At 65.4% G+C, this 14,826-nt stretch carries 14 protein-coding genes; 6 read left to right on the top strand and 8 right to left on the bottom strand.

Annotated features, from left to right (window positions below):
• Position 1 precedes the first annotated feature (1 nt).
• On the bottom strand, positions 2-901 hold the full coding sequence (locus ABD301_RS10535) for a WD40 repeat domain-containing protein (RefSeq protein WP_163572605.1): 900 nt from the start codon (positions 899-901) through the stop codon (positions 2-4).
• On the bottom strand, positions 902-1,813 hold the full coding sequence (locus ABD301_RS10530) for a WD40 repeat domain-containing protein (protein ID WP_344309361.1): 912 nt from the start codon (positions 1,811-1,813) through the stop codon (positions 902-904).
• A gap of 166 nt (positions 1,814-1,979) precedes the next feature.
• Between ABD301_RS10530 and ABD301_RS10525 the strand changes: the two genes are divergently transcribed.
• Entirely contained in the window at positions 1,980-3,233 is a 1,254-nt protein-coding gene (locus ABD301_RS10525; protein ID WP_344309359.1) for a hypothetical protein, read from the top strand.
• Positions 3,233-3,943 carry a hypothetical protein gene (locus ABD301_RS10520; protein ID WP_344309357.1) on the top strand — a complete coding sequence of 237 codons (711 nt, stop codon included), beginning with the start codon at positions 3,233-3,235 and terminating at the stop codon, positions 3,941-3,943. Before ABD301_RS10525 ends, ABD301_RS10520 begins: the two co-directional genes overlap by 1 nt.
• On the opposite strand, the gene ABD301_RS10515 is transcribed toward ABD301_RS10520, so the two are convergent.
• The 5 genes from ABD301_RS10515 to ABD301_RS10495 form a co-directional block, all read right to left on the bottom strand.
• Positions 3,922-4,476: a dihydrofolate reductase family protein gene (locus ABD301_RS10515; RefSeq protein ID WP_344309355.1), complete on the bottom strand. Its 555-nt coding sequence runs from the start codon at positions 4,474-4,476 to the stop codon at positions 3,922-3,924. The genes ABD301_RS10520 and ABD301_RS10515 overlap by 22 nt on opposite strands.
• Positions 4,477-4,563: 87 nt before the next feature.
• Positions 4,564-5,253, bottom strand: a complete 690-nt coding sequence (locus ABD301_RS10510; protein ID WP_344309353.1) for an AraC family transcriptional regulator — start codon at positions 5,251-5,253, stop codon at positions 4,564-4,566.
• An 84-nt stretch (positions 5,254-5,337) separates the two neighbouring features.
• On the bottom strand, positions 5,338-6,300 hold the full coding sequence (gene pip, locus ABD301_RS10505; protein ID WP_344309351.1) for a prolyl aminopeptidase: 963 nt from the start codon (positions 6,298-6,300) through the stop codon (positions 5,338-5,340).
• 125 nt (positions 6,301-6,425) lie between these two features.
• Positions 6,426-7,073, bottom strand: coding sequence for a response regulator transcription factor (locus ABD301_RS10500; RefSeq protein WP_163572600.1), 648 nt, complete (start codon positions 7,071-7,073; stop codon positions 6,426-6,428).
• Entirely contained in the window at positions 7,070-8,209 is a 1,140-nt protein-coding gene (locus tag ABD301_RS10495) for a sensor histidine kinase (protein ID WP_344309348.1), read from the bottom strand. Before ABD301_RS10495 ends, ABD301_RS10500 begins: the two co-directional genes overlap by 4 nt.
• Positions 8,210-8,293: 84 nt before the next feature.
• On the opposite strand from ABD301_RS10495, the gene ABD301_RS10490 reads away from it, so the two are divergent.
• From ABD301_RS10490 to ABD301_RS10475, 4 genes are read left to right on the top strand one after another with little or no spacing between them, the layout of a single operon-like run.
• Positions 8,294-9,082 carry an N-formylglutamate amidohydrolase gene (locus tag ABD301_RS10490; RefSeq protein ID WP_163572599.1) on the top strand — a complete coding sequence of 263 codons (789 nt, stop codon included), beginning with the start codon at positions 8,294-8,296 and terminating at the stop codon, positions 9,080-9,082.
• A 51-nt stretch (positions 9,083-9,133) separates the two neighbouring features.
• A complete protein-coding gene (locus ABD301_RS10485) occupies positions 9,134-9,577 on the top strand; it encodes a MarR family winged helix-turn-helix transcriptional regulator (RefSeq protein WP_163572598.1) in 444 nt (147 codons plus the stop codon).
• Positions 9,574-10,968, top strand: a complete 1,395-nt coding sequence (locus tag ABD301_RS10480; protein ID WP_344309344.1) for an MFS transporter — start codon at positions 9,574-9,576, stop codon at positions 10,966-10,968. Before ABD301_RS10485 ends, ABD301_RS10480 begins: the two co-directional genes overlap by 4 nt.
• A gap of 17 nt (positions 10,969-10,985) precedes the next feature.
• Entirely contained in the window at positions 10,986-11,537 is a 552-nt protein-coding gene (locus ABD301_RS10475) for a cysteine hydrolase family protein (RefSeq protein WP_344309342.1), read from the top strand.
• Positions 11,538-11,567: 30 nt separating this feature from the next.
• Here the strand turns inward: ABD301_RS10475 and ABD301_RS10470 are convergent, their stop codons facing one another.
• A complete protein-coding gene (locus ABD301_RS10470) occupies positions 11,568-14,537 on the bottom strand; it encodes a S8 family serine peptidase (protein WP_344309340.1) in 2,970 nt (989 codons plus the stop codon).
• Positions 14,538-14,826 lie beyond the last annotated feature (289 nt).

Raw genomic sequence — 14,826 nt, 5'->3', positions numbered from 1 at the left:
GTTAGTCGAGGTCCCAGAGCCGGCCATCGCCGTCCGCGCCGACGGTGATGACCGCGTTGTCACCGCAGAATGTCACGTCAGCCGCTTTACCTTCATGGGCTTTTACTGTCCAGATGCATTCCAGCGAAGTGCTGTCCCACACCCGTACGAAACCATCGGCGGCCACCGAGGCAAACCTGTCACCACTGGGCGACAAAGCCAGCCCCAGCACCTGGCCGGTGTGGCCTTGCAGCGGCGGGAGCCGCTCACCGGTTTCCGTGTCGAAGACGTCCATCGCCGTAATTCCATTGTCTATCGCGAAAATGACCCGCCGACCGTCCGGGAGAATCAAACCAGCACTATCGGCTTCCGCCAGCATTTCCGGGTCATCGTGAGCGAGTTTGATTTCGCGTACGAGCGATCCATCGGCAACCGAGAAATACATCAGCCGCTCCCCACAGCGGCTAATGATCCACTCCCCGTTGGGATGCAGCACGGACGGCGACCCACCCGGTTCTTTGTCCTGGGTCCACAACGGCTCCGTCAGCTCACCGTCGAGATCCCACAGGTCGAGCTGAAGGTACGCGGTGAGGATGCGGCGATTATCCGGCAGCAGAAGGAAATACAGGGTGTCATCGGAGATTCCGAAAGCGGCCTCCTCGACGCCGCTTTCCAGATCGTGCACCCGTACGACCGCGCCAAAAGAACCATTCCCGCTCAGCAACCGTCGACCGTCCGGATGAATGAGTAACTGGTTGCAGTCTTCGGTGTATTCAGTCTCGAAACTGCGCAGCAACTCCCCAGTCGCAACATCATAGACGGCGAACAAACTGTAATCAGTCGTGACGACCGTACGAAGATCCGGCGACACCGCGACCGCCTGTCGCCCATGTCCCTCAAAAGTGACCCTCGGGCTCGACACCTAGACCACGTCCCACAGCCGGCCATCGCCGTCCGCGCCGACGGTGATGACCGCCTCGTTACCGCAGAACGTCACATCAGCGGCCTTGCCTTCATGGGCTTTTGCCGTCCAGACGCATTCCAGCGAAATGCTGTCCCACACTCGTACGAAACCGTCGTCAGCCACCGAAGCGAACCTGTCACCATCGGGCGACAAAGCCAAAGCCTGCACCTGACCGGCATGACCTTCCAACGGCGAGAACCGCTCTCCAGTCTCGATATCGAAAACCTCTAGAACCGGCACTCCATTGCCCACCGCGAAAACGGCCCGCCGAGCATCCGGAAGCAACAACGCGCCGTGATCGACCTCCTCCAGCATGCCCGGGTCGTCGTGGGCAACCTTGAGCTCCCGTACGAGCGATCCATCAGCCACCGAGAAATAGGCGATCCGATCGTCGTCCCGGTTGATGATCCACTCGCCGTTCGGGTGCAGCATCGGCTCCAGGCAACTCGCGCAGTCGTCTTGAGTCCACAACGGCCCCAGCAATCCGTTGTCAAGGTCCCACATATCGAGCTGACAATAGCCGGTGAGCACACGACGACTATCCGGCAACAGAAAGAAACCCAGAGTGTCGTCGTTGATGCCGAAGTGGTCCAGCTCGGTGCCGCTTTCCAGGTCGTGGATGCGCACGACCGCGCCGTCGTATCCGCGCCCGGTCAGCAACCGGCGCCCGTCCGGATGAATGAGCACTTTGTTGATGTCTTCTGGAAACTCGGTCTCGAAACTGTGCCGCAGCGCGCCGGTCGAAGCGTCATAGACGGCGACCAGGTTGTCGTCGGTCGTCACGACCGTACGAAGGTCCTGCGACACCGCCACCGCCTGCTGCCCATGGCTTGCAAAAATGACCCTCGGGGTCTGCTCGTTCGTGGACATGCGGGGCAGCGTAATGGCGGCCTTCGGGCGTACGCCTGCACTTTCAGCCGTTCATAAGGCCACCCCTGTCAGCGGCTGCCCTAAAGGCTGGTCTTCCAGGCACTTCGCGATCTCCGGCGCGGCGATAGCCTGGGCAGCACAGGTCCCCGGCGGCGGAGGTTCAACGGTGCGCATTCCGGACGAGCGCGCCTTGGAGCCGGGTGGCGGACACCGCGCAGCACCGGCCCGCTCTCGCAGCGGTGGGCTCACCGACCAGGTGGTCGGCCTGCAGCGGTCGGCTGGCAACGCGGCCGTTGTCCAGTTGATACGGGAAAACCGCAGCGTTCAGCGCGACCCGACCGGCACCGTGGACGACACCGAGTTCCAGAAGAACGTCAGCGCCGGCGACTGGTCGAAGGGCATCGGATTCCTCACCGGCCTCGACGACACCGCGGTTGTCGCCACCGTGAGCAAACTGAAGCCGGGCGACCGGGAAAAGCTCCGGCAGGCCGCGCACAGCGCATCGTCGGCCCGGCTGATCCGGGTGCTCGACGGCGTGGCCGGCAAGAGCGTCAAGGTCAGCCAGGGTGAGCAGGTCGGCGGCAACACCTTCGGCATTCGCGGCGCGTACAGCTGGCAGATCACTCCAGATTCGATCGTCGTCAACGTCGGGATGCAGTTCAAACCGGACGCCGGCGTCACCGTGCCGTCGGGTGCCTGGTTCGGCTACATCCGCTCGACGTGGAACCACTACAGCGCGGTCAACCAGGCCGACCCGACACAGAAGAAGCAAATCGTCTTCAACCCGTACGAGGGCGCCGGCCACGTCATCCAGGTGACCAACGGCGAGGGCCGCGCCAACGCCGGGCATTACTACGTCGGCGACAGCCGGGCGGCCCAGTCGGTGCCGCACGAGTTCGGCCACCTGATCGGCCTGGAGGACGAGTACGAGCGGGACGCGGCGGATTTCCAACGGGTCACCGATGCCCCCGCGCCGGCCACCGCGGCCCCGGTCGAGCAGGCCCAGGCGGCCGCTCGTGGCCTGCGAGAAGCCTTGCACGCCAAGGAAAGTTTCTTCGAGAAACACAAGACCGCGGAGCACCGGCGAATGGGCATGGTGAATGCCGTGCTGGCCGCGAACAACATCGTGCCGGACTACCAGCGGGCCGAGAACGCCCTCACCCACCAGGTCGCGAAGCAGTATCAGAGCCTCTTCTCGGTCGAACTCAGCGCGGACGTCATGGCCCAGGTCGACTCGGACGACAAGGATATCTCCGACTGGCGTGAGCAGCTCGTCGGATCGTTCCAGTACACCACCACCTCGATCATGGGCGATATGTCCGACCATTCGCACCCGGTCGAGCCCCGGCACGTACGAGCCTTCGCCGCTTGTGTCCAGCAAGCACTCGGCGGCACGTGGGCGCCTTCGATGGACCACTGATGCCGCTGCTCACCTACCGCCAGTCCGGCGGCACGCCACCGCCGGACGCCGAGGCACTGGAGGTGCACGCCGACGGCACGTACCGGCTGTGGCGGACCATCGACCGGGCCTCCCGGCCACCGAGCCCGGTCGGGAGATTCGCAGGCCGTCTCGACGAGCCGCAACACTCGGCCGTACGAGCCGCCGTGGACGCCTGCGGGCACGCCGAACCGGTGTCACTGACACCGCCCAGAGGCGCCGCCAAGGACCGGGTCACGATCGGTGCGCGCTCGTCGGAATGGGGCGACGATCAAGGACCACCAGCCCCCTGGGACGCGCTGGCCACTCTCCTGCATGAGCTGCTCGGAACCCTCACCGCTAGCCCTTCCGCCGCGATCACCCTCCGCCAGCACGATGGTGAATTGGCCCTCGTACGACTTGGGCCCGACGACTTGGAGCTGGACCTGTCCGGCGCGAACGTACGAGCGGTGAGCTGGCAGGACGGCTCACCGGTCGACGAATGGAAGGCTCCGGTCGGTGGACCGCGGTCGGCGGTGACCGGCGCGGGCTGGACTTTCCCGTTGCCCTTCGGTCATCCGTTCAGCGGGACTGTCACGGCACACGCCGATGACGTACTCGCCTTCGACGGCGAGTTCTGGCGCGCCTGCTCGGTGTCCGTACGAGACTCTGACCGGATCTTGCGTCCTGTTCAGGCTGCCGGGCTTCGGTAGCTGAGGATCACGACGCCGCTGTCGAGGCTGGTCGAGTCGATGAGTTCGAAGCTGCCGGACGAACCAGGACGATAGAGCAGGTCGCCGGCCGTCCCGGTGCCGACGAAGATCGGGTGCATCCATAGCCGCAGCTCGTCGAGTAGTCCCGCGGCCATAAGTGCGTGGGACAGGGCGCCAAAACCGTACTGCACGATGTCGTTGCCGGATTGCTGCTTGAGTTCGCGGATGGTCTCGATCGGGTCATGGTCGATGACGGTCGTGTTGTGCCATTGCGGATCGGTAAGGGTCGCCGAGACAACGTATTTGGGGAGTGCGTTCATACGCTCGCTGAGCGGGTCGCCGGAGCGGGCTGACCACACCGGGGCGAACAGGTCGTACGTGTGCCGGCCCATCAACACCGCGTCGCATCGCTCCAGCAGCTTTGTCTGCACCTGATTGCCTTGGTCGCTGAAGCCGCCGGGCGATGGCCAGTTCTGCGGGTTTTGGATGACACCGTCGAGGGTGACATAGGTGGAATTGATGATCTGACGCACGAGGTCGCTCCGCCTTTCTATTCAACAAGCCCCATGGCCAGGACCGTATCGGCTTACGCGAGGACTGGTCTTGTACCGAAACGCAGGTCATAAGTCCAGGAACACGCCTCCTCGCAGCACCTCCGCCGGTGTGTGGCCGATCAGCTGTCGTAGGGATCGGGTCAGGTGCGGTTGATCGTGATACCCAGTACCGAAAACCACGTCCACGATGGGCGTACCCGCGCGCAACAGGCGGGCTGCGTGTCGCGCTCGCTCGATCACCTGCAGCTTGCGACGCGACAGGCCGACAGCCCGCGCGAACCGGCTTTGTGCGGTTCGTTCCGGCATGGTGCGGGCCGCGTCGCCGTACCGCAGATCCTCGATAAGCGGATCCAGTATCAGTAGGCCAGCTTTCCCGAGACGGTCGACGAAGACATCGACGTTCTGTGGTGTTGGCATCTCCCATGCCTGCCCGCCCAACAGGATCCGGCCGTCGGGCAGGGTTGGCAGCACCACGTCCCGGAGATTGCTCAGCCTGGCGGGAGAAAACAGCGGCAGGTACGCCCCGAGGCGAAAATCGGCTCCGAAGTATTCCGCGTCACGTGGGCACGACAATGTCGAAGCCTTTGTCGCCGGGCCGCGCAGGTGCACCGTCGTGGTGCCGCCAATACGTGCGAAACCTATCCCCGGGTTGACCGAGGCGATAGAGCTGAAGTCGGTCGGGCTGTCGCACTCGGCGGCCCAGACCCGGACCAGCGGCCCGGCCGGTCCGGCGATGACTCGATTTCTGAGTCCCATTTACCGAGTGAAGCAGAAATTTCCTCGAAATTAAGTAGAATCGGGAGATTTATTGAGCAGCATCGCAGATTGCTTTCCGTTGCGCTATTGCTGGGCGAATCGATTGAGCGCATTGATGACATTCTCGCGCATGGCGTCACTGCCGGTGTGTCCCGAGTCGCCGACGACGATCAGCTCCGCATCCGGCCACCTTTTGGTGAGTTCCCACGCGGTTCCGATGGGGCAGCCCATGTCGAGCCGGCCGTGGACCAGTACGCCGGGGATGCCGGCCAGGCGGTCAGCGTTGCGGATCAGGGCGCCCTCTTCGAGCCACGCGCCGTTGCTGAAGTAGTGCGAGCAGATCCGCACGAAGGCCAGTTGGGCGGCGGCTGGCCGCCCGGTGTAGACGTTCAGCGATCCGCTTGGCTCCGCTGACACTACGGCGTCCTCCCAGGTCAGCCAGTCGATGGCCGCCTTCGCTCGTACGTCGGCGCTGGGGTTTTCCATCAGCCGCGCGTACGCCGCCACCAGGTCGCCGTCGCGCTCGGCCTCGGGGACTCCGTCCCGAAATTTGTCCCAGGCTTCAGGGAAAAACCGGCCGACGCCGCGATACAGCCAGTCGATTTCCGAGCGACGAGCGGTGGTCAGGGACACCAGGACGATCTCCGACACCCGGTCCGGATACCGCTGGGCGTAGGCGAGGATCAGCGCGGGTCCCCAAGAACCACCGAAGAGCATCCAGCGTTCGATGCCCAGGTGCGTACGCAGCAACTCCATGTCCGCGATCAAATGATGCGTCGTGTTGTAGCGCATGCTGGTAGCCGGATCGCTCGCGTGCGGCGTACTGCGTCCACAGCCGCGTTGGTCGAAGCGGATGATCCGGTAGCGGCTCGGGTCGAACGCGGACGGACGCGGCGTCGGCGAGAACCCGCCTCCGGGGCCGCCGTGGACGTTCAGCGCTGGTTTGCCTTTCGGGTTGCCGCTCACCTCCCAGTAGACGCGGTTGCCGTCGCCGACGTCGAGCATTCCGTGGTCGTACGGCTCACCTGCGGGGTAGAGCTCGGGCATGTCCGAAACCTTTCTCAACGAGAGACACAACAGCGCGGACATACGTTACGCGACCACCATCGCGTCATCACCGGACTAACCCCGCACCCATCACCAAGAAATACTCGACACTGCGGTGGTCGGGCTCAGTCCAGCAGGCCAGCGTCGTGCACCAGGATGGCGGCTTGTACGCGATTTGTCAGGCCCAGCTTCGAAAGGGAGCGGCTCACGTGAGTTTTCACGGTCGCCTCGCTCATCGAAAGCGTGCGTCCGATCTCGTGATTGGACAGCCCTCGGGCGACCGCTCGGATGACCGTGGTTTCCCGGTCGGTCAGTGCGGCCAGCTGGGCGCGAGCCGGGGCGGATTTCTGGGGAGTACGGGCGAATTCCTCGATGAGTCGTTTGGTCACCGCCGGGGCGAGCATCGCACTGCCGGCGGCGACGGTGCGTACGGCGCCGGCCAGCTCCTGCGGTGGGGTGTCTTTCAGCAGGAAGCCAACCGCGCCAGCGCGCAGGGCGGCATGGACGTATTCGTCGAGATCGAAGGTGGTCAGCATGATGACCTTCGGCGCACCCGGCAGCCGGCCGATTTCGCCGGCCGCTGTCAGGCCGTCCATGACCGGCATGCGTACGTCCATAAGGACCACATCGACACGGTGCCGACGGCACGCTTGGCTTGCTTCGGAGCCGTTCGAGGCCTCCGCGACCACCTCGATGTCCGGGGCCGGGTCGAGGATGAGCCGCAGGCCCGCGCGTACGAGCGCCTCGTCGTCGACGATCAGGACGCGGATCATGCTGGCTCTCCGGAGGTTGGGATGCGTGCGGACACCACGAAACCGCCATCCAGGCGGCGCTGGCTGGCGAAGTCGCCATGCAGCAGGTCGATCCGCTCCTGGATGCCGACCAGCCCGAGCCCGCTGCCCGGCAGCGAGTGGACGGCCGCCGTCGGCGGCTCGTTGCGTACCGACACTTCAAGCGTGGATGGCAGGTAGCGCAACGAAATCTCGGCGGCCGCGCCGGTGGCGTGCTTGTGTACGTTCGTCAGCGCCTCCTGGACAAGCCGGTACGCCGTGCGTTCCACCGCGTCCGGCAACGGTCGTGGGACACCCTCGACGGTGCGGGTAACGGGCAACCCCGCCCTCTCCACCAGGCGATCCAGGTCGGCCAGCGTCGGCGGCGGTTCGACCGCGGCGTCGCCCTCGCGCAACACGCCGAGCACCTGGCGCAGCTGGGTCAGCGCCTCGCGGCCGGTGGTCCGGATCAGCTCCGCCTCGGCCGCCAGCTTCGGCTCTGTCAGGTGCATCTCGAGACCTCCGGCGTGCAGCACCATCAGCGAAACCTGGTGCGCCACCACGTCGTGCATCTCGCGGGCGATCCGAGCTCGTTCGGCGATCCGGGCCCGCTCGATCTCGATCTCGTGTGACCGCTGCAGCTGTTCGGTCCGCTCGCGCAGGCCTTCGACCACCTGCCGGCGGGCCTGTACGAGCAGCCCAACAGCGAACCCGAGGACGGCGAAAACCAGGTTGCTGGCGGCCGCGGTCAGGACCTCCGAGCCGCCGGTCACGTACGTCACGACGATGACCAGCGCGACCGCCACGCAACAGAACCAGACGAGATGCTTCCGGCGTACCAACCGGCTGCCGGCGACGTAAGCCGCGGCCAGCACCGGTGGCAGCAGCGACTGAGTCACGTAAAACACCGACGCCACCAGGAAGAGCGGCCACGGATGCCGGTGCGCGATCCAGACAGCACCGGCGCAGAGAACGGCGACGATGACGGTGATCGCGGTTTGCGGTGGCGTCGAGAAAGTGAGCCACAAAGGCAGCAGGGTCGGCCGCTGCTGACCGATCGCGGTCACCGCACAGAGCACCAGCACACCGATCGCGAGCCCGGCCAGGTCCACCGGCGCCAGCCATCGCCCTTTCGTCATGTGCCCAGCGTATCGGCGCCGCCGCCGGCCGGCCTCCGGCAAGAGTCGACGGCGGCGCGTTCAAGGCGGTCTGACAATGGAGCGATGAGTTTCCGTATCGTTCCCGGCGCGGCGCAGTCCCCGGTGATCCTGCACGTACCGCATGGATCTCGGACGCTGCCCGCGTACGTCCGCAAGCACATCCTCCTCGACGACACCGCGTTGGCCGTCGAGCTGGACCGGATGACCGACGCGCACACCGGGCTCATCGCGTCCGGCGCGGCGAAGAACACCCGGCCATGGATTTTTCACAACGAATTGTCACGACTGGTCATCGACCCGGAAAGGTTTCCGGACGAACGCGAGGAAATGCGCACGGTTGGCATGGGAGCGGTTTACCTGCGCACGTCGCACTGTCAGCCCCTGCGGCCAGAAAATCCCGACCACATCGAGGAATTACTCAACCGCTACTACCATCCTTACGCGGCGGCCATGACCGAATTGGTGGACGACCGGTTAGCCGCGACCGGCCGCGCGGTCATTATCGACGTGCATTCCTACCCCAGCGAGCCATTGCCGTACGAATTGCACGCGACCGGCAACCGGCCGGCGATCTGCCTCGGTGTCGACGAGTTCCACACTCCCGGGCAGCTGCGTTTTGCCGCGACAGAAGCATTTTCCGCACTCGGCGACCTCGACGTGAACACGCCTTTCAGTGGCGCGTACGTCCCACTCAAGCACTATCGCGAAGTCCCTGCTGTCACCGCGCTCATGATCGAGATCCGCCGGGACATCTACCTGACCGAGCCCGGCGGAGCTCCGACCGAGGGAATCAACGCGGTCGTACGCGCACTGGCCCGCCTCGTCACCCTGACTGATGAGTCGACAGGCTGAACTGATCAGCTCGAACTGGACAGTCTGACCTGAAGGTTCTAGGGTGAGGGCATGGACAAGATCACCGAGGGCACGTCGGCCGTACGAGCCGCGCGCGATGTGCGAGTGGTGTTCAGCCGGTTGCGGCGGCGGCTCAAGGAGATGTACGACACCGAGGGGCTGTCGCCGTCACAGACAGCCGTGCTCAGCAGGCTGGACAAAACCGGCCCAGCGTCGGCCAGCGCCTTGGCAGCGGCCGAGGGCGTACGCCCGCAGTCGATGGCGGCGACGCTCGCGGCGCTGGACCAGCGCGACCTGATCGACCGCCAGCCAGATCCCCATGACGGGCGGCGGCAGGTCATCTCGGTCAGCGAGGCCGGCCTCGCGTACATCAATGACCGGCGACAGGCCAGCGAGGAATGGTTGGCTCGCTCGCTGCAATCCCAGCTGACAGAGCAGGAGCGACAGACCATCATCACCGCCTGCGCACTGTTGGAAACGCTGATACAGCAATGAAAGCCGACACTTTCGATCGACGACTACTCGCGCCGATGATCCTGGGCTCGGTGCTGAATCCGGTCAATTCCTCGATCATCGCGGTGTCGCTGATCCCGATCGGTGCCGCTTTCGGCGCTCCACCTTCACAAACCGCGTGGCTGGTCGCGTCTCTCTATCTGGCGACCGCGATAGGGCAGCCAGTGGTCGGCCGGCTGGTGGATCTGTTCGGGCCGCGGTGGCTTTTCCTCGCCGGCACCGCACTGACTGGGCTCGCCGGCGTGGTCGGCACGTTCGCGCCGAACCTGCCGGTCCTGGTGATCGCGAGGGTGTTGCTCGGTTTTGGTACGTGCGCTGGATATCCGGCCGCGATGTACCTGATTCGCAGCGAGGCGACGCGGACTGGCCGGGACAGTCCGGCGGGCGTGCTGACGACGCTCGCGATCGCCACCCAAACCGTCGCCGTCATCGGCCCCAGCCTCGGCGGACTGCTGATCGGCCTCGGCGGCTGGCGAACCACCCTCGCGATCAACATCCCACTGGCGGCCGTCGGCCTGATTGTCGGCGCGGTTCGGCTGCCAAAGAACGACCGAGCCGCGAGCGTACGTTCGTTGGCTGTGCTGGATCTGCCGGGCATGGCGCTTTTCGCGACCATGCTGGTGGCGCTGCTACTTTTCCTGCTCAGCCCGCAACTCGCGCACTGGTATTTGCCGCTGATCGCGGCGACCGCGGCGGCTGGCCTGGTCATCCGGGAATTGCGCACTCAAAACCCGTTCCTGGACGTACGAGTGCTCGGCGGTAACCTGCCGCTGCTGGTGACCTACATCCGCAGCATGCTCGCTTACGTGGTGGCTTATGCGGTGCTTTTTGGCTACACGCAATGGATGGAAGAAGGGCGCGGGCTGAGCCCGTCGCAGGCCGGACTGGCCCAGCTGCCACTGTTCCTGACCGGGATCCTGGTCTCGGTGACGACCGGCCGGCGTCCGGAAATTCGCGGCAAGCTGCTGGTGGGAGCCACTGCCCAGATCGTGGCGTGCGTTTTGTTGCTGCTGCTGCAACCCACCAGCCCGATCTGGCTGCTGGTCATTGTCGCCGTTGTTTTCGGCCTCCCGCAGGGCCTCAACAGCCTTGCCCTGCAGAATGCCGTCTATCACCAAGCCGACCCGGACCGGCTGGCTTCCTCCGCCGGCCTGCTCCGCACTTTCGCTTACCTCGGCGCGATGATCGCCTCGGCCGCCGCCGGAGCCTTCTATCCACACCGCGCCGACACCGCCGGCCTGCACGGCCTCGGTTGGTTCATGCTCGTGCTCGCGGTCCTGTTCCTCGTGGTGACCGCGGCGGACCGGACGCTGGCACGCGTCGGCCGGCCACCCGTCGAGCAACCGGCACCTACTGAAATCGCCGCCAAATAACGGAAAGTGAAGGACTCATGACCACATCCGCCCTGCTCGTGATGGACGTACAGAAAGCCATCACCGCTCACGTCTCCGACCGCACCTACCTGCCCCGACTCGCGCGAGCGGTCGGATCCGCCCGGGAGGCCGGCATTCCCGTCATCCATGTCGTGATCGGTTTTCGCACCGGCCATCCGGAAGCGCACGCACGTAACAAGATATTCGCCGCGGTGCCGCCAACTGCCTTCACCGAGGCCGATCCGCACGCCGCCATCGATCAGTCTGTGGCGCCGCGGCCTGGCGAAATCGTGGTCACCAAAAAGCGGGTCAGCGCTTTCACCGGCAGCGACCTGGAAGTGGTGCTGCGCTCGGCCGGCATCGAGCATCTGGTGCTGACCGGCATCGCCACCAGCGGTGTCGTGCTGTCCACCCTGCGCCAGGCCGCCGACCTCGACTACCAGCTCACCGTCCTGTCCGACGGTTGCTTCGACCCTGACCCGGAAGTCCACCAGGTATTGGTGGGAAAAGTCTTCCCGCGTCAAGCCGAGGTGACCACCGTCGACGACTGGATAGCAGCAGCTGGGTAAGGCGCCGAGACGCCTTACCCAGGAGTCAAGCTAAACCCCGCCTACCGTGTACGCGTACGGAAGTGCGGCGATTTGCTGCACTCCGTTGCGTACGCTCGTGTTGCTCACCACGTAAAGCGTACCCTGCACTGCCGTCCCTGGCGCGGCCACCGGAACGACATTCGCGGTGAACAGCGCGGTCATACCGGCCGCCAGGTAAATCGGCGTGCTGACCGCGCCGCCGGTGACATCGCCGGTGGCGCTCGTCAGCCGGAACGACCGGCCCACCCCGGCCGGGTTGGTGACCCGCAAACTCACCGGTTTGCTACTGCCAGCGGCAATAGTCGCGGTCGGATTGGTGGGCAGTGCGTACACACCGACCGCGGATCCGTTGTATCCGACCGTTCCCTTCACCGTCTGGGTGAATTCGTTGCCACTGGTCGTCAGGTTGAGAACCACGTCGATTTCCCAGCGACCGGCGATCGGCTTGGCCTGCACCAGACCGGCGTCCGCGGTGGGCTTGTCCGACCCGACGCCCTGCAGCGTGGTCGCGGGCGTGGTGTCCCGGGCGACGATCTTTCCGTTCGGGTCGATCAGGTAGAACGACAGCGGGTTGTCGACGCTCGCGTCAGCGGTGTGGAAAGTGACGTCGAGCTCGTTCTTTCCCGTTGGTACGTCCAGATTGTACGTGCTGATCTGACCCACGCCACGACCGACACTGCTGGTGATCGTCGTCTTGAAACTGCCGCCATTGGTGGGAATCAGCGTCCGACGCAGCACCGGCAGCGAGGTCTGCCCGCCATTGCTGCCGGCGAACTGCACCGACTCCGGGTGGTCGCCGGGAGCGCTCGGCAGCTTGACGTTCAGCGGCACGGTGACGCTGCCGTGACTGGGAATCGTGACCGGCGCCGAAGCTTTCGCGGTGGTGTAGTGCTGTCCGGTGGCCCGGAAGGAAACGTTGCCGCGATAACTACCCGGCACGTTCGGCAGCTCCTGCAGGTGCGAGCGGCCGTTGGCCCACAATACCTTCACCGTCCAGGTGCCCTTGGTCGGCGCGGCTACCTCGACGTGCTGGATGTTCGGCACGGTACCAAAAGTGCCCGGACGCGCAGCGACTTTGCCGTAGTCGTAGGAGATCTGCGACAGCCGGCCCTTCGGATCGATCAGGGTGAAGGAAAGGATCGTCGAGTTGGTCGGATCCGGGATCACCAGATCCGCGTTCAACCGATCCAGACCAGCGGGCACGGTGAAGGTGATCGGCGCGGCGGCCTGCGCTCCGGCGGCCGGCACCGGCAGACTCGGGTCCGGTGCGCTGACCGGCTCGGTGACGGTGTTGCCGAGCTGGCTGGCGGTGTCCAGCGCACGGTACGTGCCGGCGACCCGCGCCGGCTGGCTGCCGGTGTTGTAAAGGCTGACCTGCTGCGCACTGCTCGTACCAGCCTCGCCGGTGACGGCGATTTGCGAGGTGGAGGCGACCAAACTGGACGAGTCCGAGGTGTTGTTGGCGGCACCGCCCGGAACCTGCTGAGCGGCCCGTACGGCGGCATAGACATTCAGCAGTCCAGCACCCTGCAAATCGGCTGGCGCGCCGACATCCTGTGCGGTGCTGGTGAGGACCTGCTTGATCAGCGCCGGCGTCGGTTTGGCGCCACCGTGGGAATCCGCGTAAGCCTGGATGATGTCGGCGACCGCGCCGGACACCAGCGGGCACGACTGGCTGGTGCCACCGAATGCCTCAGTGAGCGTGTTGGTCGGGCAGTCGGTGCCGGCCGGGCTGCAGGCCGCCTCGCCGCCGTAGCCGGGCGCCACCAGGTCGACGACCCGGTTGTTCGGCGCGGTGCCACCAGAGGAAAGCGGCGTGATGTCGTTGTTGATCCAGTTGTCATAGCCGTACGCCTGCGCGTTGAGCCGGAGCGTGTTGGTGGCCCCGACCGCGATCACCTGCGGATCGGTGGCCGGCGACGACACCGTGCCGGAAACGCCGCTGTCGCCGGAGGAAACGACGACCGTGACACCGGCCGCGACGGCCGCGTCATTCGCGCCGTAGAACAGCGAATACCGGCCGGGCGCCTGGGTGTAGCCGTACGACTCGGACATCACGTCGGCGTGTTCGACCACGACCGCGTGGTCGATCCCGGCGACCGCCTGCGACTCCGAGGTCGTCTGGCCCTCGCCGTTCTGCGACTCCGGGGTGTCGATGTTGTTGGTGTCGACCAACGAGGCGTCCGGCGCGACGCCCTTGATGCGGAACGTACAACCGGCCGGCAGCCCGGAATACGGCAGCTCTTTCGAGTAGTCGTAAACAACCAGGCCCTGTCCGGCGATCGAGGACGCGTCGCCGTAATATTCGCCGTCGCTGTCGTCCTTGGTGTAGTCCGCGGCGTCGATCACCACGTGCGAGCCGTCCGGCCGGACGAAGTTCGGGTTGCCGGCGAGGTCGTCGATGCCGTCGTTCGCGACGATCACGCCCTTGCCGGTAGCGATCGCGGACGCCTGGTCCGGGTCGTTCTTGTTGCCGGTTTCCACGTGCAGGACCGAAAGCGCCTCCGGTTCCAGGAACGGCTTGGCCGGATCCTTCGGGCACAGTTTCGAGCTCAGCTGTGCGGTTTGCTGTTTCGAAACGACCTTCGACGGTACGAGCAACGGCAGGTCCGGGACCACCCGTTGGACGGCCGGATTACGGCGGACGCGATCGACCTCGGCGGCCGACAGGTGCGCGGCGACGGCGTTGACGGCGACAAGCTGCGTCACATCCGTACCGCCGTGGGCCTTGATGTCCTGCACGATCGAGGTCTGATCGGATCGCGTGGTGGACGTACGCTGCGTCCCCTGCGCCCTCAGTTTCAGGTTCGGGTGCTGGTCTTTGAGCACCACGATCACCGCGCCACCGGCGTCTGCGCCATCCACCGCGGGCGCCGGCGACGGCGCGGCGGTGGCGGCAGTCCAGATCCCGCCGGTGAAGGTAAAGGCAACAGCCAACGCGAGCGCCGAACCGGTCGCGAGCAGGCGGCGTCTATCCACAGGAGCTCCTACCGAATCAGGAAAATGCAGGGGTGAACCGGAACCGGGGTTTTGGCTTGACCGCACCGAAGCAACGCCGACTCGGTGGAACCACGAATCAGCGCCACTTCGGAATTCAACCTAAGCCGGTGACTGTGAGACCACAAGCTTCTTAAGCAGCCCTTGAGCCGTACGAGCACACAAATGGCCGACTGCGGACAGCGTGACCGTGTTTGGGTAGAGTTTTGTCCGGTTCGCACCACGCAGGCTCGACGTCGAGTGCGGGACAAAAACCCACACTCGACGACAC

Origin of the sequence: Fodinicola feengrottensis (assembly GCF_039530045.1) — a bacterium.
In the GTDB taxonomy this organism is placed as follows: Bacteria; Actinomycetota; Actinomycetes; order Mycobacteriales; family HKI-0501; genus Fodinicola; species Fodinicola feengrottensis.
The sequence above is the reverse complement of the archived record's forward strand: the minus strand, read 5'-3'. Positions and strand labels throughout refer to the sequence as shown.